General features: G+C 70.2%; 18 protein-coding genes. 9 read left to right on the forward strand and 9 right to left on the reverse strand.

The features are described from left to right. Nucleotides 1–26: 26 nt before the first annotated feature. Nucleotides 27–1,301, forward strand: coding sequence for an NAD(P)/FAD-dependent oxidoreductase (locus OG246_RS25095; protein WP_266467899.1), 1,275 nt, complete (start codon nucleotides 27–29; stop codon nucleotides 1,299–1,301). 194 nt (nucleotides 1,302–1,495) lie between these two features. On the opposite strand, the gene OG246_RS25100 is transcribed toward OG246_RS25095, so the two are convergent. Continuing rightward, nucleotides 1,496–2,164 carry a hypothetical protein gene (locus tag OG246_RS25100; protein ID WP_266467901.1) on the reverse strand — a complete coding sequence of 223 codons (669 nt, stop codon included), beginning with the start codon at nucleotides 2,162–2,164 and terminating at the stop codon, nucleotides 1,496–1,498. 422 nt (nucleotides 2,165–2,586) lie between these two features. Between OG246_RS25100 and OG246_RS25105 the strand changes: the two genes are divergently transcribed. The 5 genes from OG246_RS25105 to OG246_RS25125 are packed head-to-tail and all read left to right on the forward strand — an operon-like array spanning nucleotide 2,587 to nucleotide 10,686. After that, nucleotides 2,587–5,607 (forward strand): nitrate- and nitrite sensing domain-containing protein, encoded by a 3,021-nt coding sequence (locus OG246_RS25105; RefSeq protein WP_266467905.1) that lies wholly within the window; start codon nucleotides 2,587–2,589, stop codon nucleotides 5,605–5,607. Next, nucleotides 5,604–6,044 carry a roadblock/LC7 domain-containing protein gene (locus tag OG246_RS25110; RefSeq protein WP_266467908.1) on the forward strand — a complete coding sequence of 147 codons (441 nt, stop codon included), beginning with the start codon at nucleotides 5,604–5,606 and terminating at the stop codon, nucleotides 6,042–6,044. Before OG246_RS25105 ends, OG246_RS25110 begins: the two co-directional genes overlap by 4 nt. 21 nt (nucleotides 6,045–6,065) lie before the next feature. Further along, on the forward strand, nucleotides 6,066–6,461 hold the full coding sequence (locus tag OG246_RS25115) for a DUF742 domain-containing protein (RefSeq protein WP_266467911.1): 396 nt from the start codon (nucleotides 6,066–6,068) through the stop codon (nucleotides 6,459–6,461). 24 nt (nucleotides 6,462–6,485) lie between these two features. After that, the gene (locus OG246_RS25120; protein ID WP_266467914.1) at nucleotides 6,486–10,100 is read left to right on the forward strand and encodes a hydantoinase B/oxoprolinase family protein; all 3,615 of its coding nucleotides are present in this window, start codon (nucleotides 6,486–6,488) and stop codon (nucleotides 10,098–10,100) included. Beyond that, nucleotides 10,081–10,686: an ATP/GTP-binding protein gene (locus OG246_RS25125; protein WP_266467917.1), complete on the forward strand. Its 606-nt coding sequence runs from the start codon at nucleotides 10,081–10,083 to the stop codon at nucleotides 10,684–10,686. The genes OG246_RS25120 and OG246_RS25125 overlap by 20 nt, the downstream gene beginning before the upstream one ends. 156 nt (nucleotides 10,687–10,842) lie before the next feature. Here OG246_RS25125 and glpK read toward each other — a convergent pair whose 3' ends face one another. The 5 genes from glpK to OG246_RS25150 form a co-directional block, all read right to left on the reverse strand. After that, complete coding sequence (gene glpK / locus OG246_RS25130; RefSeq protein ID WP_266467920.1) at nucleotides 10,843–12,363, reverse strand: glycerol kinase GlpK; 1,521 nt, start codon at nucleotides 12,361–12,363, stop codon at nucleotides 10,843–10,845. 13 nt (nucleotides 12,364–12,376) lie between these two features. Next, entirely contained in the window at nucleotides 12,377–13,117 is a 741-nt protein-coding gene (locus OG246_RS25135; protein WP_266467924.1) for an MIP/aquaporin family protein, read from the reverse strand. Nucleotides 13,118–13,585: 468 nt separating this feature from the next. Then, nucleotides 13,586–15,253, reverse strand: coding sequence for a GGDEF domain-containing protein (locus OG246_RS25140; RefSeq protein WP_266467928.1), 1,668 nt, complete (start codon nucleotides 15,251–15,253; stop codon nucleotides 13,586–13,588). Nucleotides 15,254–15,353: 100 nt separating this feature from the next. Continuing rightward, a complete protein-coding gene (locus tag OG246_RS25145; protein ID WP_266467931.1) occupies nucleotides 15,354–16,544 on the reverse strand; it encodes a lipid-transfer protein in 1,191 nt (396 codons plus the stop codon). Between the two features lie 28 nt (nucleotides 16,545–16,572). After that, a complete protein-coding gene (locus tag OG246_RS25150; RefSeq protein WP_266470898.1) occupies nucleotides 16,573–17,001 on the reverse strand; it encodes a Zn-ribbon domain-containing OB-fold protein in 429 nt (142 codons plus the stop codon). Between the two features lie 295 nt (nucleotides 17,002–17,296). Here OG246_RS25150 and OG246_RS25155 point away from each other — a divergent pair, with 295 nt between their 5' ends. Beyond that, a complete protein-coding gene (locus OG246_RS25155) occupies nucleotides 17,297–17,839 on the forward strand; it encodes an NUDIX domain-containing protein (RefSeq protein ID WP_266467934.1) in 543 nt (180 codons plus the stop codon). A 44-nt stretch (nucleotides 17,840–17,883) separates the two neighbouring features. Here the strand turns inward: OG246_RS25155 and OG246_RS25160 are convergent, their stop codons facing one another. Beyond that, a complete protein-coding gene (locus OG246_RS25160) occupies nucleotides 17,884–20,250 on the reverse strand; it encodes a TIM-barrel domain-containing protein (protein ID WP_266467937.1) in 2,367 nt (788 codons plus the stop codon). A gap of 213 nt (nucleotides 20,251–20,463) precedes the next feature. Between OG246_RS25160 and OG246_RS25165 the strand changes: the two genes are divergently transcribed. Together OG246_RS25165 and OG246_RS25170 are read left to right on the forward strand one after the other, a co-directional pair. Next, nucleotides 20,464–22,431 carry an acetoacetate--CoA ligase gene (locus OG246_RS25165; RefSeq protein ID WP_266467940.1) on the forward strand — a complete coding sequence of 656 codons (1,968 nt, stop codon included), beginning with the start codon at nucleotides 20,464–20,466 and terminating at the stop codon, nucleotides 22,429–22,431. Nucleotides 22,432–22,566: 135 nt separating this feature from the next. Further along, nucleotides 22,567–23,457 carry a hypothetical protein gene (locus OG246_RS25170; RefSeq protein ID WP_266467945.1) on the forward strand — a complete coding sequence of 297 codons (891 nt, stop codon included), beginning with the start codon at nucleotides 22,567–22,569 and terminating at the stop codon, nucleotides 23,455–23,457. Nucleotides 23,458–23,526: 69 nt separating this feature from the next. Here the strand turns inward: OG246_RS25170 and ptsP are convergent, their stop codons facing one another. Together ptsP and OG246_RS25180 are read right to left on the reverse strand one after the other, a co-directional pair. Beyond that, nucleotides 23,527–25,197 (reverse strand): phosphoenolpyruvate--protein phosphotransferase, encoded by a 1,671-nt coding sequence (ptsP, locus tag OG246_RS25175; protein WP_266467948.1) that lies wholly within the window; start codon nucleotides 25,195–25,197, stop codon nucleotides 23,527–23,529. 77 nt (nucleotides 25,198–25,274) lie between these two features. Further along, nucleotides 25,275–25,724 (reverse strand): PTS glucose transporter subunit IIA, encoded by a 450-nt coding sequence (locus tag OG246_RS25180; RefSeq protein ID WP_266467950.1) that lies wholly within the window; start codon nucleotides 25,722–25,724, stop codon nucleotides 25,275–25,277. Nucleotides 25,725–25,847 lie beyond the last annotated feature (123 nt).

A 25,847-nucleotide genomic window follows, 5' to 3' on the forward strand; every position in this document is an offset into this window, starting at 1 on the left:
GTCGTACGGGCCGGGAGGCGCGCCTCATGAGGACCGTGACCGTCGTCGGTGCCTCCCTCTCCGGGGTGTACGCGGCCCGCGAACTGCGGACCCAGGGGTTCGACGGACGTCTGGTGATCGTCGGGGACGAACCCCACCGACCCTACGACCGCCCGCCCCTGTCCAAGGACTTCCTCACCGGCCGCGCCGACGAGGACCAACTCGCCCTCACCGACGCCGAGGAGATCGCCGAACTCGACGCGGAGTGGCTCCTCGGCGTACGTGCCCGAGGTCTCGACGCCCGCGGCCGCACCGTCCTCCTCGACAACGGCCGCACCGTCTCCACCGACGGCGTGGTCATCGCCACCGGCGCGGCGGCCCGCCGCCTCCCGGGTGACGACCTCGCCGGCGTCCACACTCTGCGCACCCTCGACGACGCCCGTGCCCTGCGCGAGGAACTCACCCGGGGCCCGCTCCGCGTCGTCGTCATCGGAGGCGGCTTCATCGGCGCGGAGACCGCCTCCTCGTGCGCCGCCCTCGGCCATGACGTCACGGTCGTCGAGGCCGCCCCGCTGCCCCTCGTCCCTCACCTCGGCCCCGACATGGCAGCCGTGTGCGCCGCGCTGCACCGCCGAGGCGGCGTCAGCCTTGTCACCGGCATCGGTGTCGCCGGACTGCGGGGGAGCGGCACCGCGCGATCGGACGGAGGCCGCGCCGCGGCTTCGCACGATGGCCCCGCCGCCGGCCCGTCGGTCGCCGAGGGCGTCGCGCCGCGGCGCACCGTCACCGGGGTGCGGCTCACCGACGGCCGGACCCTGCCCGCCGACGTGGTGATCGTGGGCATCGGCGCCACCCCCAACACCGGCTGGCTCGCGGGTTCGACGCTCGCCCTGCACGACGGCGTGCTGTGCGACGACGGTTGCGTGACCGGACTTGCGCAGGTGGTCGCCGTCGGAGACGTCGCCCGCGTCGGAGGTGCCCGCGCCGAACACTGGACCTCCGCCACCGAACAACCCCGGGTCGCCGTACGCAACTTGCTCGCCGGCCGCACCGTCGACACCGTGCGATCCCTGCCCTACTTCTGGTCCGACCAGTACGGCGCACGCATCCAGTTCGCGGGCCGACGACACGAGGCCGACACCGTCCGTATCGCCGAGGGCGCCATCGAGGACGGCGCACCCGCCGAGGGCGGCTTCCTCGCCCTCTACGAACGCGACGGCCGTACGACAGCCGTCCTCTCCGTCGACCGCCCGCGCCCGTTCATGCGAGCACGCCGTGAACTGGCCCGCAGCGCAGGCCCGGTGGAGTCGGCGGCACTGTGACGACCTGAGCGTTCAGAGAGCGTGCGGGCGGGCCGTGGGGCCGGTGGTCCGCGGAGTGGGCGTAGCGGGGTGGGGTCGTGCTCAGGCGCGACCCCGGTCGCCATGAGTCGGCAGTCGCCATGAGTCGCGAGTCGCTAGTCGCGATGACTCGCGACTCATGGCACCTGGTCGCACCTGGTCGACCGTCATCGCACCTACGAATGCGACAGCTGCCCCGCCGCGCCCTGTCGACGTATTCGCTCCTGAGTGCGCTCGGCCGTCCGTGCCTGCCGCCGCGCCCTGCGCCGTTCGCGCCGCAACGCCCGCGCGGTGCTGCTCGGTACCGACACCACTCCGTTCCGCTGGTTCCACACCTGTCGCGTCACCCAGACGTCGAGGGCGGCCCAGGTGGCCACGACCGTGCTGGCCACACTGCTGAGCACCATGGGGAACGCCAGCCAGGATCCCGCGAGCGTGGACAGGAAGGCCACCATGGCCTGGATCAGCGTCACGGCGATGATGATCACCGCTCGCACAGCCGCCGTACGCACCGGATCGGGAAGTCGACGCCTGCGTGCGGGCTCCTCGACCCACAACGGCCGGTAGTACGCCCGCTCTTCGTACTCCTCCTCAGCCGCGAGGCCCCGGCCCTCCGCAAGGGCGGGGCCCTCCGCGGTGCCGGGTCCGTCCGTGCGGCTGCGCCCGTCCACGGCAATGCCCTGCCCGTCGGCCTCGTCGTGACCGCCTGCCGCACCGTGCCGCTCGGCCGACCGGTCGTGCCCGTTCACCGGAATGTCGCGATCCGGTGCCTGCGTGGCCGGTTGTACCGCCTCGGGTACCGCAACGCTGGTCCCGGCCGCCCCGCTCCGCTCTGCCGTGCCCATCAACTTGTCACTCCCCACCGCCCAGCAGACCCTTCGCACCGGTGTCAGGTGACCCCGGCTCCCCAGTGGCTGCCCGGCTTGCGCTGAATTACGCCGCCTGGGTGTGGCATGCGGCGCCTGTGGCCGATTCCGCACCCATCTCCCGTACAGAAAGACGAACAACGCGCCCTGAAGATTCCCAAGGAGCGAAGAATTCCGGCCAACTGACGGAGTTCACCTCTCCGATGTAATCCGGCCCAACGGGCGGATTCAGGGAGGCAATCTCACCCAATGAACGGACAACTCCCCATGTTTTGTTCCCCATATGAGGCGTGTGCTCCCGGACGGGTCTTCGAGTTACTTGAGCGTCGGTAGTAGGCTCACGCCGTTTGTTGACGCACATGTGTACCCCCGGGTCGGAGGGGGTCGAGCTGGGGGAGGCCATGCGCTTTCGCGGGAAGTCCATCCGCAGGAAGATCGTGGCGCTGCTCCTGGTGCCGCTGGTGTCCTTGACCGCGATCTGGGCGTTCGCCACGGTGCTCACCGGGCGCGAGGCCAACGACCTGTTCAACGTGTCGGACGTCGTGGAGAAGATCGGCTATCCCACCGAGGACGCCGTCCGAGTCCTCCAGCAGGAACGCCGCCAGACTCTCGTCTATCTGGCCGACCCGCGCGCCTCCGACGCCCTCGCGGCGCTCAAGCGGAGCCGGACCGCCACTGACGACGCCGTGGCGAAGGTCCGAAAGAACGCCAAGGACGAGGAGGTCCGCGGGAGCATGGGTGAGCGCACCTCCGAGCGCCTCACCACCATCCTGGACGCGTTCGACGGAATCGACTCGCTGCGCCAGAGCGTCGAGGACGGCACCGTCAACCGCGCGCAGGCCCTTGACCTCTACAACCGTCTGGTCGACCCCTGCTACGTCCTGATGACCAACATCCACCTGCTCAACAACGTGGAGATGGACAAGCAGGGCCGCGCACTGGTCAACCTCGCCCGGGCCCGTGAGCTCGTCTCCCGCGAGGACGCCCTCCTGGGCTCCGCGCTGGTCGCGGGCCGCATCACGCAGGACGAGATCCGCGACGTCTCCGACCTCATGGCCCAGCGCTCCCTGATGTACGAGATGAGCCTGCCGCTGTTGCCCTCCTCGGAGCGCGAACGGTACGAGCGCTACTGGAAGAACGCCGACACGGCGCCCCTGCGGGTGGCCGAGCAGGCCGTCGTCACCTCCTCGGCAGGCTCGCCCCGCGGTGTCACCGCGAAGAGCTGGGACACCGCGGCCGGACGGGTCGTCGACGAGCTCGGCACGCTCAACGACCAAGCGGCCGACCGCTACCAGGACCGGGTCCGGCCGGTGGCCGTGGGAGTCATCCTCAAGGCGGTCATCGCCGGCGTCCTCGGCCTCATCGCCCTGCTGATCTCGCTCTTCATGTCCGTACGCATCGGCCGGAGCCTCATCCGCGACCTGCGCCGACTGCGCCTGGACGCTCATGAGGCGTCCGGCGTCCGGCTGCCCAGCGTCATGCGCCGCCTGTCCGCGGGCGAGCAGGTCGACGTCGAGACCGAAGTTCCGCGCCTGGAGTACGACAAGAACGAGATCGGTGAGGTGGGCCAGGCCCTCAACACCCTTCAGCGCGCCGCCGTCGAGGCCGCCGTCAAGCAGTCCGAACTCCGCGACGGCGTCTCCGAGGTCTTCGTCAACCTCGCCCGCCGCAGCCAGGTCCTGCTCCACAAGCAGCTCACCCTGCTCGACACCATGGAGCGCAGGACCGACGACACCGACGAGCTCGCCGACCTGTTCCGCCTCGACCACCTGACCACCCGGATGCGCCGCCACGCCGAGGGCCTGGTGATCCTCTCGGGCGCCGCCCCGTCCCGGCAGTGGCGCAAGCCGGTCCAGCTCATGGACATCGTCCGAGCCGCGGTCGCCGAGGTCGAGGACTACGAACGCATCGAGGTACGCCGGCTTCCGCGCGTCGCCGCCACCGGGCCCGCCGTCGCCGACCTCACCCACCTCGTCGCCGAACTCCTCGAGAACGCCACGGTGTTCTCGCCCCCGCACACGGCCGTGCAGGTCCTCGGCGAGCGCGTCGCCAACGGCTTCACCCTGGAGATCCACGACCGCGGCCTGGGTATGGCGGCCGAGGCGCTCCTCGACGCCAACCTGAGGCTCGCCGAAACCCCCGAGTTCGAGCTGTCCGACACCGACCGGCTCGGCCTCTTCGTGGTCAGCCGGCTCGCACAGCGGCAGAACGTCCGCGTCTCCCTCCAGCCCTCCCCGTACGGCGGTACCACCGCGGTCGTCTTCATTCCCGACGCGCTGCTCACGGACGACGTGCCGGACACGAACGGCATCGGGTTCCGTCTCGACCGCGCGCTGCCCACAAAGGAGGGCGAGGTCGAAGCGGAGCGGAAGGCCGCCCTCTCCCAGGTCCCGGTCCACCTCCCCGGCCTGCCCGCCTCGATCCTCGACGGGCCCGTCGAACTGGAAGCTCCGGTCGACCTGGACACCCTCAGCGGCTTCCCCGGCGCACTCGGCGACGACGACAGCGAACGCGGCGGTCTGTTCCGGCCGCGCCGCTCCATCGCGGGTGTCCCGGGTGAACAGCACCAGCAGGCCCGCGACAGCCGGGGCGAGCCCGCCCGATCCGGCGACGACGGCCAGCCGGACGCTCCCGTCCCGCTGCCCCGGCGCAGGGCACCCAAGCTCGTCAGCTCGCACGGTCGTCCTGTGACCCAGACGCGGTCCCGCCGCGACGGGGCGGGCGAGGAGTCGGCGGAGGACTTCGAGCCGGGCCGTGGTCCGGAGCAGGCGGAGAGCCCGGAGACGGGGGAACAAAGAGACATGGCGGAGCCCGACGGTACGGAGCCGCTCGCGGCCCGGCGCGTCGATCGCGCGGAGACTCCGGCGCTGCGCGGGAGCGAGCGAGCCGAGACGCCGGCACGACGCGCCGGCGAGAGCACTGAGAGCCCGTTGCGGCACGGGGTCGAGCGCTCTGATTCCACAGGTCCCGGAAGGGTCCCCGGACCGCGCGAGGTTTCTGGCCTACGGCCGGCACCCGGGCTTCGAGAGACCACCGAGCTTCGGCACACCGCCGGGAGCCGAGAGGCCCCCGCTCTTCCGCAACGAAGCCGTCGCACCACCCCGTCGCCCGGCGCGGACGAGACCATCCCGCGTTCCGACGGCGCGACGGCAGGGGCGGAACCGGGCGCGGGCCCGCTGCCCCGCCGCGTCCGACAGGCCAATCTGGCCCCGCAGTTGAAGGACGGCCCCGAGCGGCGCACCGAGCGGGACAAGGCCCGCACCGGCAGCGGAGCGGACCCCGCCGAACGTGACGCCGACGAGGTACGCAACCGGATGGCCTCGCTCCAGCGCGGCTGGCAGCGAGGCCGCGAGGAGAACGCCGCGGGCGACGAGCCCCACGACGGCACAGCACCAGGAACCACAAAGGGGGACGGTCGATGACCGCACCGAAGTCCACAGGGCCCACCACGACCAGCACGGCGTCGGGGGAGCTGAACTGGCTTCTCGACGACCTGGTTGACCGTGTCGCCAGCATCCGCCAGGCGATCGTGCTCTCCGGTGACGGCCTTCCCACGGGTGTCTCCAAGGACCTGACCCGGGAGGACAGCGAGCACCTGGCCGCCGTCGCCTCGGGCTTCCACAGCCTCGCCAAGGGCGTCGGCCGCCACTTCGAGGTGGGCAGCGTCCGCCAGACGGTCGTCGAGCTGGACGAGGCCTTCCTGTTCGTCACGGCTGCGGGCGACGGCAGCTGCCTGGCCGTTCTGTCGGACGCCGAATCGGATGTCGGCCAGGTCGCGTACGAGATGACGCTCCTGGTCAAGCGGGTCGGCGTACATCTGGCCGCCGCTCCGCGCACCGATCCGCCCGCAGGCGGGTAGTGGGATGACATGAGTGTGAGCGTGAGCGGAGACAACCAAGGACGACGCCCCTGGTTCGACGACGAGGCCGGACCGGTGGTCCGCCCCTACGCCATGACGCGCGGCCGCACCACCAGTACGGCCCAACACCGCCTCGACCTGATCGCGGTGGTCGTCACGGAGTCGTACGACCACGACCCCGAGGTGGACCAGACGCTGTCCCCGGAACACGTGGACATCGTCGAACTCTGCCGCGACGCCCCGCAGTCGGTCGCCGAACTCGCTGCCGAACTCGATCTCCCCGTCGGGGTGGTGCGGGTCCTCATCGGGGACCTCGTGGATGAGGAAATGGTCCATGTGACACGTCCAGTACCGCCCGCCGAGCTGCCGGACGAGAGTATTCTGCGCGACGTGATCAACGGCCTCCGGGCGCTCTGAGCAGGGCGGAAGCGGGGAACAGACGTGACTGGCTGGCAGTTCTGGGTCGACCGAGGCGGCACCTTCACCGATATCGTCGCGCGGCGCCCGGACGGCCGCCTGCTCATGCACAAACTGCTGTCCGACAACCCGGCCAGGTACGCCGACGCGGCGGTCGCGGGTGTGCGGGAGCTCCTCGAAGAGGGCGCGGAGATCGATGCCGTCCGCATGGGCACCACGGTCGCCACCAACGCCCTCCTGGAACGCAAGGGCGAGCGCACCCTCCTGGTCATCACTCGCGGCTTCCGCGACGCCCTGCGCATCGCCTACCAGAACCGCCCCCGCATCTTCGCCCGCGCGATCGAACTGCCGGAGCTGCTGTACGAGCGTGTCGTCGAGGTCGACGAGCGGATCGCCGCCGACGGCACGGTCCTGCGCGCCCCGGACCTGGACGCCCTCGCCGGACCCCTCCAGGAGGCGTACGACTCCGGGATCCGCGCCCTCGCCGTCGTCTGTATGCACAGCCACCTCCACCCCGCCCACGAACAGGCCATCGGTGAGCTGGCGGCCCGCACGGGCTTCCCGCAGATCTCGCTCTCCAGCGAGGTCAGCCCGCTGATGAAGCTCGTCCCGCGCGGAGATACGGCCGTGGTCGATGCCTACCTGTCGCCCGTGCTGCGCCGCTACGTCCAGCACGTCGCCGATGAACTCCAAGGCGTGCGGCTGATGTTCATGCAGTCCAACGGAGGCCTCGCCGAAGCCGGCCAGTTCCGCGGCAAGGACGCCATCCTGTCCGGTCCGGCCGGTGGCATCGTCGGCATGGCCCGGATGTCGCAGCTCGCCGGCTTCGACCGCGTCATCGGCTTCGACATGGGCGGCACCTCCACGGACGTCTCGCACTTCGCCGGCGAGTACGAACGGGTCTTCACCACCCAGATCGCCGGAGTCCGGCTGCGCTCGCCCATGCTCGACATCCACACCGTCGCGGCGGGCGGCGGCTCGCTGCTCCACTTCGACGGCTCCCGCTACCGGGTGGGCCCCGACTCGGCGGGCGCCGAACCCGGACCCGCCTGCTACCGCGCCGGCGGACCACTCACCGTCACCGACGCCAATGTCGCCCTCGGCCGCATCCAACCGGCCCATTTCCCCCGGGTGTTCGGCCCGGACGGCGACCAGCCCATCGACGACGCACTGGTCCGCGAACGCTTCGCCGCCCTCGCCCGCGAGATCCGGGAGCGGACCGGCGACGACCGTACCCCTGAGCAGGTCGCCGAGGGCTACCTCCAGATCGCCGTGGCCAACATCGCCAACGCCGTCAAGCGGATCTCGGTCCAGAAGGGCCACGACGTCACCCGGTACGCACTGACCACCTTCGGAGGCGCGGGCGGCCAGCACGCGTGCATGGTCGCCGACTCGCTCGGCATCCGAACCGTCCTCGTGCCACCCATGGCCGGTGTCCTGTCCGCCCTCGGCATCGGACTCGCCGATACGACGGCCATGCGCGAACAGTCCGTCGAAGTACCCCTGGAAGCCTCCGCGATGCCCGGCGTCCTGAAGACCGCCGACGACCTGGAGGGCGCCGCCCGAGCCGAACTCCTCGCCGAGGACGTGCCCGAGGACCGCATCCGGGTCACCCGCCGGGCCCAGCTCCGCTATGACGGCACGGACACGGCACTCACCGTCGAGCTCACCGAGCCCGACACCATGACCCGCACCTTCGAAGAACGCCATCGCGCCACCTACTCCTTCACCCTCGACCGTCCGGTCGTCGTGGAAGCCCTCTCCGTGGAAGCCACCGGTCTCACCGACCCCCCCGATCTCTCCGCTCTCGCCGCCTTCGTAAGCCGCTCCACCGCGCCGGAAACGGCCGGCCTGCACACGGGTGGCGCTCGGCGCGACGTACCCCTGCTCCGACGCGAGGAACTGCCCCCCGGCCAAACGGTCACCGGACCCGCGATCATCACCGAGGCCGGCTCGACGACCGTCGTCGACGACGGCTGGCAGGCCGCGACGACCGACGACGGGCATCTGGTCATGGAACGCGCGGCGATTACGCAGAGTTCCGATCTCGGCACAGAAGCGGACCCCGTCCTCCTTGAGGTCTTCAACAACCTCTTCATGTCCATCGCCGAGCAAATGGGCGCCCGCCTGGAGTCCACCGCCCAGTCGGTCAACATCGAGGAGCGCCTGGACTTCTCCTGCGCCCTCTTCGACCCCGACGGCAGCCTGGTCGCCAACGCCCCCCACATTCCGGTGCACTTGGGCTCGATGGGCACCAGCGTCAAGGAGGTCATCAGGCGGCGCGGAGACGGCATGCGCCCCGGAGACACGTACGCCGTCAACGACCCGTACCACGGCGGCACCCACCTCCCCGACGTCACCGTGATCACCCCGGTCTTCGACACGGAGAGTGAACGGATCCTCTTCTATGTCGCCTCGCGCGGGCACCACGCCGAGATCGGCGGCATCGCACCGGGCTCGATGCCGGCGAACAGCCGCACCATCGACGAGGAGGGCATCCTCTTCGACAACTGGCTGCTCGCCGAGAACGGCCGCTTCCGCGAAGCCGAGACCCTGGCCCTGCTCACCCGGGCGCCCTACCCGTCGCGCAACCCGAAGACCAACCTCGCCGACCTGCGAGCCCAGATCGCCGCCAACCAGAAGGGCGTCGACGAAGTCGCCCGCATGATCGACAACTTCGGCCTCGATGTGGTCCAGGCCTACATGAAGCACGTCCAGGACAACGCCGAAGAAGCGGTCCGGCGCGTGATCGACACTCTCGAAGAGGGTCGGTTCACGTACGAGACCGACTCCGGGGCCGTCATCCGAGTCCGCGTCTCCGTAGACCGCGAAAAACGCTCCGCCACCGTCGACTTCACCGGTACGTCACCCCAGCTGACCACCAACTTCAACGCGCCCTTCGCGGTGGTCAACGCCGCGGTCCTGTACGTCTTCCGCACCCTGGTCGACGACGACATCCCGCTCAACGACGGCTGTCTGCGCCCTCTCGACATCGTGGTGCCGCCGGGTTCGATGCTCGCGCCCGAGCCCCCGGCCGCAGTGGTCGCGGGCAACGTGGAGACGTCCCAGGCGATCACCGGAGCGCTGTACGGAGCCCTGGGCGTACAGGCCGAGGGATCCGGCACCATGAACAACGTCACCTTCGGCAACGAGCGATACCAGTACTACGAAACCGTGGCCTCCGGATCCGGCGCGGGCGACGGCTTCCCCGGCGCGTCCGTCGTCCAGACCCACATGACCAACTCCAGGCTCACCGACCCCGAGGTCCTCGAGTGGCGACTGCCGGTCCAGCTCGACGAGTTCGCCGTCCGCCGCGGAAGTGGCGGCGCGGGGCGCTGGAGCGGCGGGGACGGCGCCGTGCGCCGTATCCGGTTCCTCGAGCCCATGACCGTGTCCACGCTCTCCCAGCACCGCCGGGTGCCGCCCTACGGCATGGCCGGCGGCGAGCCCGGGGCGCTCGGCGCCAACCGGGTGGAGCGCGCGGACGGTACGGTCACCGAACTCGGCGGCAGTGACACGGCCGACGTCGGGCCCGGTGACGTACTCGTGATCCAAACCCCCGGCGGCGGTGGCTACGGCCCACCGCCGCGCGACCCCCATCAAGCAGGAGAAGAGATCGATGATCTTCGGGCGTTCTGAGCGCGGCAAGCCTCCGGTCGAGCCCGTCACGCTCAAGATCCTCGTGGCCGGCGGATTCGGCGTGGGCAAGACGACCCTCGTCGGCGCGGTCAGCGAGATCAAGCCACTGCGCACCGAGGAACTGCTCACCGAGGCGGGCCGCCCGGTCGACGACACCAGCGGCGTGGAGGGCAAACACACCACCACCGTCGCCATGGACTTCGGCCGCATCACCCTCCGCGAGGACCTGGTGCTCTACCTCTTCGGAACCCCCGGGCAGGACCGGTTCTGGTTCCTTTGGGACGAGCTCTCCACCGGCTCGCTGGGCGCCGTCGTGCTCGCCGACACCCGCCGTCTGGAGGACTGCTTCGCCGCCGTCGACTACTTCGAGCGGCGGTCCATACCCTTCGTGGTCGGCGTCAACTGCTTCGAGGACGCCGCCCGGTACCCCGCCGACACCGTCCGTCAGGCCCTCGACCTCGACCCCGATGTGCCCGTCGTCCTCTGCGACGCACGAGACCGTGAGTCGGTCAAGGAGGTCCTCATCGGCGTCGTCCAGCACGCGATGGCGTCCGCGTCCGACCGGCGCCAAGCTCTCACAACCTGACGTACGGCACCCGGCTTTCGCAAGGCGCCCAAGGCCAGTTGTCCAGGGCAAGGTGCCCAGGAGTACGGCCCGTACCCTCGCCGACCGGGGTACGGGCCGCAGTCATGCACGCGCGCGTGGCTCCAGCGAAAAGCACGCGCGCGTAGACCCCTGTTTTCAGCTCAGGCCCTCCTCGTGCCAGCCGAAGCTCTTCTCCACCGCCTTGCGCCAGTTGTGGTACTCGCGGTCACGCACGGAGGCCTCCATGGACGGCGTCCACTCGACGTCCTTCTGCCAGTGCGACTTCAGCTCGTCCAGGTCGTTCCACACACCGGTCGCGAGACCGGCCGCGTACGCGGCGCCCAGACACGTCGTCTCGGAGACCTTCGGGCGGATCACCGGCACCCCGAGCACATCCGCCTGGTGCTGCATCAGGAGATTGTTCTTGGTCATGCCGCCGTCCACCTTCAGGGTGGTGATCTGCACCCCGGAGTCCTGGTACATGGCGTCGACGACCTCGCGCGTCTGCCAGCTCGTCGCTTCCAGGACCGCGCGGGCCAGGTGCGCCTTCGTGACGTAACGCGTGAGCCCGGTGACGACACCACGTGCGTCGGATCGCCAGTAGGGCGCGAACAGGCCGGAGAACGCGGGCACGATGTACGCGCCGCCGTTGTCGTCGACGCTCGCTGCCAGTGTCTCGATCTCGTCGGCGTGACGGATGATGCCGAGCTGATCGCGGAACCACTGCACCAGGGCGCCGGTGATGGCGATCGACCCTTCGAGGCAGTACACGGGTGCCTCGGTGCCGATCTTGTACCCCATGGTCGTCAACAGGCCGTTCTTCGAAGGGACCGGCCTGTTCCCGGTGTTGAGCAGCAGGAAACTGCCCGTGCCGTACGTGTTCTTCGCCGTGCCCACGTCGTAGCACGCCTGCCCGAACACCGCAGCCTGCTGGTCGCCCAGCGCCGATGCGACGGGGACGCCCGCGAGTTGGCCCACGGCGGTGCCGTACACCTCGGCGGAGGACCTGATCTCGGGGAGGACCGCTTCGGGGACGTTCATCGCGGAGAGGATGGACTGGTCCCACTGGAGTGTCTCCAGGTTCATGAGCATGGTGCGCCCGGCGTTGGTCACGTCGGTGACGTGCCGCCCGCCGTCCGTGCCGCCCGTCAGGTTCCAGATCAGCCAGGAGTCGATGGTGCCGAAGGCGATCTCGCCGCGCTCGGCACGCGCGCGCAGCCCCTGCACGTTGTCGAGTAGCCAGGCCGCCTTGGGCCCGGAGAAGTAGCTGGCCAGCGGCAGTCCGGTCTGCTCCCGGAAGCGGTCCTGTCCGTCCGAGCCGCCCAGTTCGTTGCAGAGGGCGGAGGTGCGGGTGTCCTGCCAGACGATCGCGTTGTGCACGGGTTTGCCGGTGGCGCGGTCCCAAAGGACCGTCGTCTCGCGCTGGTTGGTGATCCCGAGCGCGCTCAACTGGTCCGCGCGCAGCCCGGCCTTGGCGATCGCCCCCGCGACCACCGCCTGCACCTTCGACCAGATCTCGGTGGCGTCGTGTTCCACCCAGCCCGGCTTGGGGAAGATCTGGCGGTGTTCGCGCTGGTCGACGGCGACGATCGCGCCGCCGTGGTCGAAGATGATGCAGCGGCTCGATGTGGTGCCCTGGTCGATTGCGGCGACGTACTTCTCGGCATGGTCCGTCATGACGTCCCCTTCGTCAGAAGGCTGCGTTGTAGATCAGGGCTCCGATGGCGGCGCCCGCGATCGGGCCGACCACCGGGATCCAGGAGTAACTCCACTCCGAGGTGCCCTTGTTGGGAATCGGCAGCAGCGCGTGCGTGAGTCGCGGCCCCAGGTCGCGGGCCGGGTTGATGGCGTACCCCGTGGGGCCGCCGAGCGAGAGACCGATCCCGACGACGAGGAGGGCGATGAGCAGGACGGGCAGTCCCGCGTCTCCAATGCCCGCCACGTGCTTGTCGCCGCCGACCATGGCCAGAATGGGCAGCATCAGGGCGACGGTGGCGATGATCTCGGTGATCAGGTTCTGCACGGGGTTGTTGATCTCGGGCCGGGTCGAGAAGATCCCCAGCGTCTCGATGGCCTGGTCCTCTTCGGCGTTCAGGTTGAACTGGCCCAGGTAGAGCAGCCAGCACAGCACGGCCCCGATGATGGCTCCGGCGAACTGCCCGAGGATGTAGAAGGGCACGTCCTCCCACTTGGTGGAACCCTCGATCGCGAATCCGATCGTCACCGCCGGGTTGATCTGCCCACCGGACAGCGGCGCCGAGGTGTACGCGCCGGCAAGGACGCCGAAGCCCCACCCGAAGGCGATGACCACCCAGCCCGCTCCCCGGGCCTTGGACTTGTTGAGCGTGACTGCGGCGCACACTCCCGCGCCGAACAGGATCAGGATCGCGGTGCCGATCAACTCCCCGACAAAAATGTCTGCGTTGCTCATGGCGGCTCCTAGGGCCGACCCGGGGCGAGCCGCTCCGGGCCACCGTGCAGGGTGCGTTCCCACGTTTCCATGGCTACTTCAGCCGAAGGCAGGAAGGTCCCGCTCCCCGCCCGGCGTCCGTGACGAGCGTGCCGTAGCAGCGGAATCGCCCATGAGGATGGCCCTTGGTGCAGGTCGGAAACCCGAGCGGCGCGGTGCGTGAAGACGCCCGAATGCGGCGATACCGACTGACACCCGGAAGTGTTCACCGGTGCCCAGGGGGCGTCAAGGTCGCGGACAGCACCGGTTGGAGGGGCTCTGCGGGGCGCGTCGCGGTGCTCGGCCCTGGCTGAAAACTGTTCATTGCGCTCGGCGGGTGTTTGCATCGACCCCCGCGTTCTCGGCCGGGCCACCCGCCGCCTGCGGGCTGGTGGTTGTGCGCCTCGACGTCATCGGCGGCGGGGCTGGTCCCGACCGGCCGTCCGCCCGTCAGCTGGTCAGCCGGTCGCTCCCGGCCCGGTCCGCCCACCCGAACCCCGCCGGCGCCGGTGCCGTCCCCGCCCCGCGGCGGATCTCGTGGCCCGGCAGCCCCGCACGCCCCAGCACCCAACTCGCCCCGTTGAGGGCCTTCGCGGCCTTCTTGAGGGGTGCCAGGCAGGCGGCCGCCTCCCGGTGGTCGGTCACGCTGCCGGGTGCGCACAGGACCGTGGCCAGCGACAGCGTGATGCTCCGTCCGCCGGCCGTCCAGGGCGTGTCGAGCACCGAGTTGGCCAGCGGGTCGAGGGTGTCCGGGTCCGCGAGGACCAGGAAGTCGTCCCCGCCGATGTGCCCCACGTGCGTCGCACCGGACGCGGCGAGCTGGAGCGCCCGCCCGACCGCCCGGATCAGATCGTCGCCCGCGGCGAACCCCGCTCCGTCGTTGACCTGCTTGAAGTGATCGACGTCCAGCCAGCTCAGCGCGAACATGCGGCCGTCCGCGATCCGCCGGTCCACCTCGCCGGTGATCGCGTCCGAACCGGGCAGCCGGGTCAGCGGATTGAGGCCCGCGGCCTCCTCCACCCGGCTCTCGGAGAGTGCCCGTACGAGATCGGCCAGGCGTACGACACCCACGCACCGCCCGTACCGGTCGACGACCGCGACATCGTCGGACGTACGGTCCCGGTCCCCGTCCGCCACCACGTCGAGGACCTCCCACGCGGTGGCGTCGACCCCGACCGTACGTGGCGGATCGCCGAGCTTGGCGGCCGGCCTGTCGGCGTACAGTGCATGCCCGTAGCGCCCCGACATCGACAGCAGGAACCGCGACCGGTGCACCGACCGGACAGGGACCCCTGAGCCGTCCACGAGCAGCACTCCGGACACGTCGGACGATCCGGTGAGGAGCGCCCGCACCTGCCCGGCCGACGCCGTGGCCGGCAGCAGTGCCGCGGGCCGCACGAACTGACGTACGGACGGCCCCGACCGGGACGTCTCGGTGACACCGGGAGTGAGGACCGGAACGTATACATCCGCCACGGGCAGCCGCGCGGGCGGCGCGAACAGGTCGCCCTGCGCCAATTGCGCGCCCGCCGACACCGCGGCCGCGCACTGCAGCTCCGTCTCCACCCCTTCGACGGACAGCAGCGCGCCCAACTCCTCGCACAGCGTCCGCATCGCCCGCACCGCAGGGGAGCGCGCGAGCAGGGACACGTCCAGCTTCATCAGTTCGGGCGCGAGGTCCGTGAGCAGCCTCAGGGGTACGTCGCCGTCGCCCACGCCGTCCGCACAGATCCGGAAGCCCTCGCCCCGCAGGGCGGCAACCGAGTCCAGCAGGGCGTGCTGCGGCACATGCGTGTACGGCGGACCGATGTCGACCGTCACCTCCCACGGCAGCCGCCCGGCCTCACGAACAGCGTCTCGGAGCGCCGCCAGCCCGCCGAGATCGGCGAGGGTCCCGGCGAACACGTTGACGTGCAGCGGCAGCAAGGTCTCCTTGCGGGCCGCTGCCCGGATCGCCAACGCGGCCAGACGGCCGTCGAGTTCGGGGTCGCGGCGGGCCTGCGCCAGGATGTCACCGGCTTCCGGGCGGGCGAGTATCTCCAGAGCAGCCACCCCTCCGGTCGTCAGGTTGACAACCGGCTGAAAGGCGAAGCGGACCGTATCCGACCAGGAGGGCACGCGAGCAGAATGGCGCCCCTCGCGCACGCCCGGGCGCGATTCACGAGCTGTTCACGCAGGATTCCCAGCTCGTCACAGTGGGTGCTCACTGCGGCCGGGATCACCGCACGGCGACGACCGACGAACCGTGTCCGAACAGCCCCTGGTTCGCGGTGATCCCCACCCGGGCCCCGTCGACTTGCCGCTCGCCGGCGGCGCCCCGCAGTTGCCATGTCAACTCGCACACCTGGGCGATTGCCTGCGCCGGAACCGCCTCGCCGAAGGAGGCGAGCCCGCCACTCACGTTCACCGGTATTCGCCCGCCCAGCGCCGTGGCACCCTCCCACAGCAGCTTGGCCGCCCCGCCGTCCGCGCACAGGCCCAGGTCCTCGTACCACTGCAACTCCAGGGCCGTGGACAGGTCGTACACCTCGGCAAGCGAGAGATCCTCGGGGCCGATGCCCGCCTCCTCGTACGCCGCCCGGGCGATCGACGCGCGGAAGGTGTCGGCCGCGGGCTCCACCGCGACCGCGGAGTCCGTGGCGATGTCCGGCAGATCGAGCACGGTGTTGGGGTAACGCGGCGTCACCGTGGACACCGCGCGGATCCGCACCGGATCGGCGACACCGTGTCGTCGTGCGAACTCCATGCTGGACAGCACGAGGGCCGCGCCGCCGTCCGAGGTTGCGCAGATGTCGAGCAGCCGCAGCGGATCGGCGACGACCGCGGACCCGGCGACCTCCTCGGCGGTGACCCTCTTGCGGTACCGCGCGTTCGGATTCAGTGCCCCCAGGGCGGCGTTCTTCACCTTGACCTGTGCGAAGTCCTCCAGAGTGTCCCCGTGCACGGCCATCCGCCGCCGCGCGTACAGCCCGAAGTACGTCGGATTCGTCGCCCCCAGGACGCGGAACCGCAGCCAGTCCGGATCGTCAGGCCTGTCCCCTCCGGCCGGGCGGAAGAACCCCTTGGGCGCGGCGTCCGCACCCACCACGAGGACGACCTCCGCGAGCCCCGCAAGTATCTGCGCCCGCGCCGTGTTGACCGCCTGCGCCCCGGACGCGCACGCCGCGTACACACTCGCGACCCGCGCCCCCTGCCAGCCGAGCGCCTTCGCGAACGTCGCCCCCGCCACGTACCCCGGATAGCCGCCGCGCACGGTGTCCGCACCCACGATCGAGCCGACATCGCGCCAGTCGACCCCGGCGTCGGCCAACGCAGCACGCGCCGCCACGACTCCGTACTCGACGAAGCCACGCCCCCACTTGCCCCAGGGGTGCATGCCCGCGCCGAGCACCGCCACATCCCCGCTCACGCCGTCACCCCCGTACGCCACATGTCCTTCATGCCGTCACCGCCGTCGGCCGCCAATGCCATGTCGTCCAGGTCGTCCCCTCGTCCTCGTTCAGCACGCCGGGGACGACCTCCACCTCCATGCCCACCGCCAGATCGGCGACCGTGACCCCGGGAACCGCCTGACCGAGCACCACGATCCGCTCGCACTCCAGCTCCACAGCGATCAACGCGTAGGGTTCCCACGAGAGTTCCGGATCGCTCACATACGGTGACGGCGGCCGGTACCGGCCGTCCGTGTAGGACCAGACACGGCCGCGCCGCGACAACGGCACCTCGACCAGCTCGCTTCCTCCCGGGCAGCCCGGGTTGCGGCAGAAGGCGTCCTCGCGGGGGAAGAAGACCGAGGCGCATACCGAGCAGCGCGTACCGAGGAGATGGAAGTCGTCGCCGTCCCCGGCGAACCAACCGGCGACCACAGGCGTGCGTGTGCGCGACAAGACCCCTCCAACACTGGATCTGACGGAACGTCAGAAGTGTGCCACGGGCAACGGGATTTGGGCAGGGCGTCATGGAGAACCGCGGAGGCCTCCTAGGCGTCGGAGTATCGGTAGGGACGGCCGGGGCCCACGGGGGTGGTTCCGGCCGTCCCTCACTGCCCGAGGCCCCCGAGCCGGTGCCGCGACACCCTTTGGTCCGCCCGTCCGGTCGATCAGCACACCAAGGCGGTTGCCCCTGAAGATGCCCTTCAAGTGATCGGATACAGTCCGCGGCGTGTCCGCATCCCCATCCCCGCACTCGCCCGCCGACTCCGCGCCGGACTCCCACTGTTCGAGCTGCGGAGCACCCTACGGAGAGGGCGTCTCCGGCTGGCCCCGCACCTGCGCCGTCTGCTCCACCGTGGCCTACCGCAATCCACTGCCGGTCGCGGTTGCCCTCCAGCCCGTGTACGACGCCGGGGGCACCTCCCTGGTAGTGATCACCCGGACCATCAGCCCCGCGCGCGGGGGCATCGCCCTGCCCGGCGGGTTCATCGACCACCGGGAGGACTGGCGGCACGCCGTCGTCCGGGAGCTCAAGGAGGAGACGGGCATCGACGCGACGAGCCGGGAGGTACGTCTCGCCGACGCCATGAGTTCCCCGGCCGGGCACCTGCTGCTCTTCGGGCTCCTCCCGGAACGCCCGGTCGCCGAACTCCCGCCGTCCGTCGCCACCGACGAGACGGACGGCTGGCAGCTGCTGCGCAGGTCGGCCGAACTCGCCTTCCCGCTGCACACCTTGGCGGTTCGGGCGTGGTTCGAGGGACGGTACATCTGAGAGGCCCGGCTACCGGAGGTGTGCTCGGGGCGCTCGGCGAGCCGTTACACCTCCCGTAGCCCCCGCACCCGTACCGGATACGCGGTCTCGCTCAGGCCGCCCTCTCCGTCCCGCTGTACGACCACCTGCGACCCCTCCCAGCGCGTCACGTAGCGCTCGACCTCCGGCTCCTCCCACCCGTCGCCCGTGTCCGGCACGACGAGCCCGCCCCCGACACGTCCTTGGGCGGGAGCCCACACCTCCAGTTCCAGACCACCGTCGGCACCCCTGACGGGCACGACGGCACCGGCGCGCGCCAGCACCGGAATCCGCGACAAGGGGGCGTCGATCAGCACCTGGGCCGGCCCTTCATAGGCCTCCTCAGTGACCGTGTCGTACCAACGCCCCCGCGGCAGCTGCACCGCACGCCGATCAGCCCCGTGGTGCAGCACGGGCGCCACCAGGAAACAGTCGCCGAGCAGGAAGGCGTCCTCACAGTCGCGCAGCGCCCGGTCCTCGGGCGCACCCCACCACACGGGCCGTACATACGGTGCGCCGGTACGGCGAGCCAGATGCGCCAAGGTCATGAAGTACGGGAGCAGCCGCCGCCGTTCGACGAGCGCCACGCGCGCGTGCTCCAGGACGTCGTCACCGAACTCCCAGGGCTCCCTGCGCCCCGCCCGCAGACTCGCGTGCGTACGGAACAACGGGAGGTACGCGCCGAGCTGGAACCACCGCAAGTACAGCTCGGGCGACGGGCTCCCGTCGAAGCCGCCCACGTCGGGCCCCGAGTACGGCACCCCACACAGCCCCAGCCCCAACACGAGCGACAGTGACGCCCGCAGCCCGGGCCAGCCGGTGGCCACGTCCCCGGACCAGGTCCCTCCGTAGCGCTGCATTCCGGCCCACCCGGAGCGCGAGAAGATGAACGGCCGCTCCTGGGGCGCAAGTTCACGCAAGCCCTCGTACCCGGCCCGGGCCATGCCCAGCGCGTACACGTTGTGCGCCTCGCGGTGGTCACCGCCGCGGTCTTCCAGGGAGTGCCGGGCCGAACGCGGCAGCGTCGACTCCCCGAAGGCGGTGAACGAAGTCGGCTCGTTCATGTCGTGCCAGAAACCCGCGAACCCCTGCGCGAGCCGCTCCTTGAAGAGCCCGCCCCACCACCGCCGCACGCGCGCGTGCGCGAAGTCCGGAAAGACGGACTCCCCAGGCCATACGACACCTCGCACAAGCCGCCCCGAGGCGTCGCGCACGAAGGCGTCCTCGGCAAGGCCACTGTCGTACACGGCATTGCCCGGCTCGGCCTTGACCGCAGGGTCGACGATCGATACCAGCCGGATCCCGTCACGGCGCAACTCCTCCGCCAGCACCGGCAGCTCCGGGAAGTGCTCCCGGTCGACCGTGAACACCTGGTGCGCGTCGTAGTGGTCGATGTCCAGGTGAACCGCGTTGAGCGGAAGACCACGCTCCTGGTAGCCGGCGGCGATCCGCCGTACCTCATGCTCACTGCCGAAACCCCACCGCGCGTGATGGTGCCCCAGTGCCCACGCGGGCGGCAGCGCGGGCGCCCCGGTGAGCGAGGCCCAGGCGTGCAGCACGCGCGCGGGGGTCCCCACCATCACCCAGCAGCGCAATGGGCCGCCGTCCATCCGCAGCTCACACGATCCGGCCCTGTCGTGCCCGGAGCCGGCGCCCTCCTCGCCCTCGCGCAACGTCACCGTGCCGTCCCACGAGGTGTCGTGGAACACGAGGTGGGTGGCCGCGTCGGCGACCACGAGTTGCACGGGCATGGTGATGTACAGCGGATCGTCGCCGGGCGCGAAGGCATGCCCGGGATCCGTGTTCCACAGCCGGTACGAACCATCGCGCAGCCGGGGCCCCGCCGCACGCCCGCCCAGGCCGAAGAACCGTGCGTCGGCGGCGACTTCGGAGCGCTGCATCCAGCGCGCCGCACCGCCGTCGACCGGTTCCCACCAGCGGGGCGGCAGATCGCGGCGCAGAACCACGCCACCAGGGGTGCGCACCTCGACGGCTCCGTGCCGCGACACCACGACGGTCACGCGCTCTGCCACAACCCGCCAGCCGCCGTCCATGTCCGGCTCCAGGACGGCCCGCGGGTCCGGATCCGGGCAGTGGCCCGCGAGGGCGTACGACGGCTCAGGGTCTGCCCCGTCCCATCCCCAGAAGACGGCCCCGCTCACCGCGACCGTGATCCGCAGCTCGGAGCGAGTGAACCGGACGACCCCACCACCGGGGCCCGGCTCCACGCCCCGCACCGCCCCTGGCACCCGCGCGCGCTCGGCGCCCCGCTGTGGCAGCCCAACGGCATCGGCACGCTTCCTGCGCCACGCGGCTCGCACGGTACGCAACCCCTGGGTCGCCCCCGCCGAACCGACCGCCTTCACCGAACGCACCAGGTCACGACCGTTCATGCTGCTCAGCCTGCCATTGACGAGGCCATATGTGTAAGTCGTTCAACTGCCGTTCACCCGTGGCCAGACCACATCTTCACGTCGGCGACTATGTGTGGCGCACCCTGGTGCACAAGTCGATCACATGGCATCGTCCGTGTCAGCCGCGTGACGCGCACACCCCCGCTCGTGCGCGACAGACGCACACGACGCGCCGAGCCCGGGAGCCGCCCCATGTCCACCTCCAACCCCTCACCGCTCTGGCAGCCCACAGGGGAACGCATCGCCCAGGCGCAGATCACGAAGTTCCAGACCTGGGCGGCCGAGCAGCACGGAGCCCCGTCCGAGGGCGGCTACGCGGCACTGCACCGCTGGTCCGTGGAGGAACTGGACACCTTCTGGAAAGCCGTCACCGAGTGGTTCGACGTACGGTTTTCGACCCCCTACGCGCGCGTGCTCGGCGACCGCTCCATGCCCGGTGCCGAGTGGTTCCCCGGGGCGACCCTCAACTACGCCGAGCACGCCCTGCGCGCGGCCGACACCCGTTCGGACGAACCGGCGCTCCTGTATGTCGACGAGACGCATGAGGCGACCCCGATCAGCTGGTCCGAGCTGCGCCGCCAGGTCGGCTCCCTGGCAGCTGAACTGCGCGCGCTCGGCGTACGCCCGGGAGACCGGGTCAGCGGCTACCTCCCGAACATTCCGCAGGCCGTCGTCGCCCTCCTCGCCACAGCCGCCGTGGGCGGTGTGTGGACGTCCTGCGCCCCCGACTTCGGCGCCCGCAGCGTCCTCGACCGCTTCCAGCAGGTCGAACCCGTAGTGCTCTTCACGGTCGACGGCTACCGCTACGGCGGCAAGGACCACGACCGCCGCGACACCGTCGCCGAGCTGCGCCGCGAACTGCCGACCCTGCGCGCGGTCGTGCACATCCCCCTACTGGGCACCGAGGCTCCCCAGGGCGCCCTGGAATGGTCCGCCCTGACGTCCGCCGACGTGAAGCCCGTCTTCGAGCAGGTCCCGTTCGACCACCCCTTGTGGGTTCTCTACTCCTCGGGCACTACCGGCCTCCCCAAGGCGATCGTCCAGTCCCAGGGCGGCATCCTCGTCGAGCACCTCAAGCAGCTCGGTCTGCACTGCGACCTCGGCCCCGAAGACCGCTTCTTCTGGTACACCTCCACAGGCTGGATGATGTGGAACTTCCTCGTCTCCGGGCTCCTCACGGGCACCACGATCGTCCTGTACGACGGCAGCCCGGGCTACCCGGACACAGGCGCCCAGTGGCGCATCGCCGAACGCACGGGAGCGACCCTCTTCGGCACGTCCGCGGCGTACGTCATGGCGTGTCGCAAGGCGGGCGTCCGCCCGTCCCACGACTTCGACCTCGCGCGCGTGCAGTGCGTCGCCACCACAGGCTCACCCCTGCCCCCCGACGGCTTCCGCTATCTCCACGATGAGGTCCGCGCCGACCTTTGGATCGCCTCCGTGAGCGGCGGCACCGACGTGTGCTCCTGCTTCGCAGGCGCCGTACCGACACTGCCGGTGTACATCGGAGAGCTCCAGGCCCCCGGCCTCGGCACCGACCTCCAGTCGTGGGACCCCAGCGGAAAACCGCTCATCGACGAAGTCGGCGAACTCGTGGTCACCAACCCGATGCCGTCCATGCCGATCCGCTTCTGGAACGACCCCGACGGCAGCCGGTACCACGACAGCTACTTCGACACGTATCCCGGAGTGTGGCGCCACGGCGACTGGATCACCGTCACCTCGCGCGGCTCCGTCGTCATCCATGGCCGCTCGGACTCCACGCTCAACCGTCAGGGCGTGCGCATGGGCTCGGCCGACATCTACGAAGCCGTCGAACGACTCCCCGAAATCAAAGAGTCACTCGTCATCGGCATCGAACAACCCGACGGCGGCTACTGGATGCCCCTCTTCGTCCACCTCGCCCCCGGCGCCGCACTCGACGAGGCCCTCCTGACCCGCATCAAACAGACCATCCGCGAACAGCTCTCACCGCGCCACGTCCCGGACGAGGTCATCGCGGTCCCCGGTGTCCCTCACACCCTCACGGGCAAGCGCATCGAGGTCCCGATCAAGCGTCTTCTCCAAGGCACCGCCCTGGAAAAGGCGGTCAACCTCGGCTCCGTGGACAACGTCGAACTGCTGCGCTTCTACGAAGACCTGGCCCGGAAGCGCGCCTGATCAGCCCTCAGGCGCCCATCGCCGTGACCTGCTTGTCCGAGCCCCGCCGAGTGCGCGAACACCTCGCCCGACCAGCGTTGTCAGTGCCGCCAGTTACTGTGAGTGAGCATTGATCGACTGCGCACAGGGGGAAAAATGGCGCACACCCAGCACCAGACCATGCGACGCGTCCTGCGCCGCGAAATCGCGGGAACCATCGGCCTGTTGACGGACGAACAGGACTTCACGGCGATGCGGCGCTACCGCACCTTCACCTTCGACGACCACACCAGCTACCTCCAGCAGGTGGAATCCCTGCTCAGGACCCTCGCCGCCCAGGGCAGCCACACCACCGTGGCACTCTTCGACCCCGAGGAGTACGCGGAGTTCTGCGCCGACAGCGGCCTGGAACCCGACGCACCGTCGAGCCGCACACGCTTCACGGCTGAACTGGCCGCAATGGGCCCCACCGTCACATACGAGGGACAGCCCCTCGACGAACTCGTCCCGGACCTCGTGGACGAGGCCGTCCGCCAGGCCACCTGGGAGTACGCGACAACCATCCTGGCCCGCATCGGCAACTGCGCGTCCTGCGGCGAGGACATCGGACGCGCGTCCTTCGCCCGCGCCTCTCACCTACTCACCCGCATCCTCGACACCGCGGGCCCGGGCGACCTCCACCTCGTATGCAGCGTCTCGGCAGCGCCCGAAACCCTCGTCGCCGTACTCCGAGCCGATGACGACGCGGGCACCATCCACGTCGACGAATCAGAAACCCTCGAATTCACCACCGTCCTGGCCCTCGGCGTCGCCACCCGGAGCGCCGGGGGACTCGTCATGCGCACCACCGCCCACGACGCGACCGACCGTGTCTACGGATGGCGGCTCCGCGGAGAAAACCTTGAGCCCCTCACCGCGGCGGAAGTCTTCGACGCCTATTGCACCGATGTCGATTCCGGGGACCTCGTCTCCCCGGAATCGGGAGTCGACTACTGCGTGCCACCTGACCTCGGAGAAGAAGGGGAAACGACGGGCCACGCGCACTGAATCCGAAAGGGGCGCTCCACCCACAGGTGGAGCGCCCCTCGGCAACAGTCGATCGACGACGTGGTCCGGCTACTCGCCGGACAGCACCGCCTGCGCGGCCGTGCGTGCCTCCTCGGCCGTGTCCGCCGCGCGCGCAGCGGCAGCCGCACGCTCGCACTGCGCCAGCGTGTACTTGGCGAGCGAGGCCCGGACATAAGGAATCGACGCGGCACCCATCGACAGGGAGGTGATCCCAAGGCCGGTCAGCACACACGCGAGCAGCGGGTCCGACGCGGCCTCACCGCAGACACCACAGCTCTTGCCCTCGGCCTTCGCCGCCTCGGCGGACAGCGCGACCAGGTCGAGCAGCGCGGGCTGCCACGGGTCCTGCAGACGGGACACCGCACCCACCTGCCGGTCTGCGGCGAAGGTGTACTGCGCGAGGTCGTTGGTCCCCAGGGAAAGGAACTCGACTTCCTGCAGGATCGACCGCGCCCGTAGCGCGGCCGACGGAATCTCCACCATCGCGCCGAACTTCGCCTGCAGCCCGGCCGCACGGCACGCCTCCGCGAACGCCTTGGCGTCGATACGGTCCGCGACCATCGGAGCCATGACCTCGAGATAGACCGGCAGCCCCTCCGAAGCCTTGGCCAGGGCCGTCAGCTGCGTACGAAGCACATCGGGGTGGTCCAGCAGCGAGCGCAGACCCCGCACACCCAAGGCCGGGTTCGGTTCATCGGCCGGAGTCAGGAAGTCGAGCGGCTTGTCCGCGCCCGCGTCGAGCACACGCACCACAACACGGCCCTCGGGAAACGCCTCGAGAACCTGCCGGTACGCCTCGACCTGCTTCTCCTCGGACGGTGCGTTCTTGCTGTCGTCCAGGAAGAGGAACTCGGTGCGGAACAGACCGACACCCTCAGCACCGGCCTCGACAGCGGCCGGCACGTCAGCAGGACCGCCGACATTGGCCAGCAGAGGCACCTTGTGCCCGTCGGACGTGGCGCCGGGACCCGTTGCGGAGGACAGTGCCGCCTTGCGCTCTGCCGCGGCGGCCTCCAACTGCGCCTTCTTTTCGGCGCTCGGCTCCACGAAGATCTCACCGGTGCTGCCGTCCACGGCGATCATCGTGCCCTCGGCGATCTCACCGGCGCCGGGCAGTGCGACCACGGCGGGAACGCCGAGCGCCCGCGCCAGAATCGCGCTGTGGCTGGTCGGCCCGCCTTCCTCCGTGACGAAACCGAGCACCAGAGTGGGGTCGAGCAGCGCGGTGTCCGCAGGCGCGAGGTCGCGAGCAATAAGGACATACGGCTCGTCGCTGTCCGGGACGCCAGGCATGGGCACCCCGAGCAGCCGGGCGACGATACGATTCCGCACGTCGTCGAGATCGGCCACACGACCGGCGAGGTACTCACCGGCGCCGGCCAGTAGCGCGCGATACGCGGCGAACGCGTCATAGACCGCGCGCTCGGCGCTGCTGCCCACCGCGATCCGCCGTTCCACATCCGCCATCAACTCGGGGTCCTCGGCCATCATGGCCTGAGCCTCGAGCACGGCCTGAGCTTCGCCCCCCGCCAGATTGCCGCGCGCAATCAGGTCGGCTGCCACAGCCTTCACGGCCTTGCGGGCACGCCCCTGTTCGCGCTCCGCGTCCTCCGTCGGGATCTGCTTGGCAGGCGGTTCAAGAACCGCCGTTCCCATGTGCCGAACCTCGCCGATCGCCACACCGTGGCTCACGCCGACGCCTCGCAGCGTTGTCTCCATCTCACCCGTCTCCGATAGTGCGGCGAGTCCCGCCGCCGCGGTGGTTGTCCAACTTGTCGTCTACGCCGGCGCTGATGTCACTGCCAGCCGAAGAGCTCGTCTCCGGTTTTGACATCGCCGTCGTCGCGGACATTGGAGAGGGACTCGGCCGTGGCTTCGAGCGCCACGATCGGGCACACCGGGGACTTGCCTGCCGCCTCGACGGCAGCCGGGTTCCAACGTACGACGGCCTGGCCGCGCGTCACGGTGTCACCCTTGTTGACGAGCAGCTCGAAGCCCTCGCCATTGAGCTGCACGGTGTCGATGCCGAGGTGCGTGAGCACACCATGGCCTTCGTCGTCGACGACGACAAAGGCGTGCGGATGAAGCGAGACAATCACTCCGTCCACGGGGGCAACAGCCTCCGAAGGCTCACGCACGGGGTCGATCGCGTTGCCGGGGCCGACCATGGCGCCGGAGAACACGGGATCCGGTACCGCGGCGAGTCCGATGGCGCGTCCTGCAAGAGGGGACGTCACGGTGGTCATGGGAAGCCTCCCAGGGGTGGAGATCTATATGGGCCGTCACTACCTGTCCCGGACGGCGCACTGTTGAGCAGGGTATGTCATATGAAGTGCCGGTTCCCTATGAGAGGACCCGGTTGGCAGCCG

This window comes from Streptomyces sp. NBC_00620 (assembly GCF_026341825.1).
GTDB lineage: Bacteria > Actinomycetota > Actinomycetes > Streptomycetales > Streptomycetaceae > Streptomyces.

What these genes read in the sequence shown, in the direction of transcription:
- OG246_RS25160 (WP_266467937.1), bottom strand. Translation starts at nt 20,250, where the DNA reads ATGAACGGTCGTGACCTGGTGCGTTCGGTGAAGGCGGTCGGTTCGGCG.
- OG246_RS25110 (WP_266467908.1), top strand. Translation starts at nt 5,604, where the DNA reads ATGACCGCACCGAAGTCCACAGGGCCCACCACGACCAGCACGGCGTCG.
- OG246_RS25180 (WP_266467950.1), bottom strand. Translation starts at nt 25,724, where the DNA reads ATGACCACCGTGACGTCCCCTCTTGCAGGACGCGCCATCGGACTCGCC.
- OG246_RS25100 (WP_266467901.1), bottom strand. Translation starts at nt 2,164, where the DNA reads ATGGGCACGGCAGAGCGGAGCGGGGCGGCCGGGACCAGCGTTGCGGTA.
- OG246_RS25135 (WP_266467924.1), bottom strand. Translation starts at nt 13,117, where the DNA reads ATGAGCAACGCAGACATTTTTGTCGGGGAGTTGATCGGCACCGCGATC.
- OG246_RS25095 (WP_266467899.1), top strand. Translation starts at nt 27, where the DNA reads ATGAGGACCGTGACCGTCGTCGGTGCCTCCCTCTCCGGGGTGTACGCG.
- ptsP (WP_266467948.1), bottom strand. Translation starts at nt 25,197, where the DNA reads ATGGAGACAACGCTGCGAGGCGTCGGCGTGAGCCACGGTGTGGCGATC.
- OG246_RS25170 (WP_266467945.1), top strand. Translation starts at nt 22,567, where the DNA reads ATGGCGCACACCCAGCACCAGACCATGCGACGCGTCCTGCGCCGCGAA.
- OG246_RS25105 (WP_266467905.1), top strand. Translation starts at nt 2,587, where the DNA reads ATGCGCTTTCGCGGGAAGTCCATCCGCAGGAAGATCGTGGCGCTGCTC.
- OG246_RS25125 (WP_266467917.1), top strand. Translation starts at nt 10,081, where the DNA reads ATGATCTTCGGGCGTTCTGAGCGCGGCAAGCCTCCGGTCGAGCCCGTC.
- OG246_RS25165 (WP_266467940.1), top strand. Translation starts at nt 20,464, where the DNA reads ATGTCCACCTCCAACCCCTCACCGCTCTGGCAGCCCACAGGGGAACGC.
- glpK (WP_266467920.1), bottom strand. Translation starts at nt 12,363, where the DNA reads ATGACGGACCATGCCGAGAAGTACGTCGCCGCAATCGACCAGGGCACC.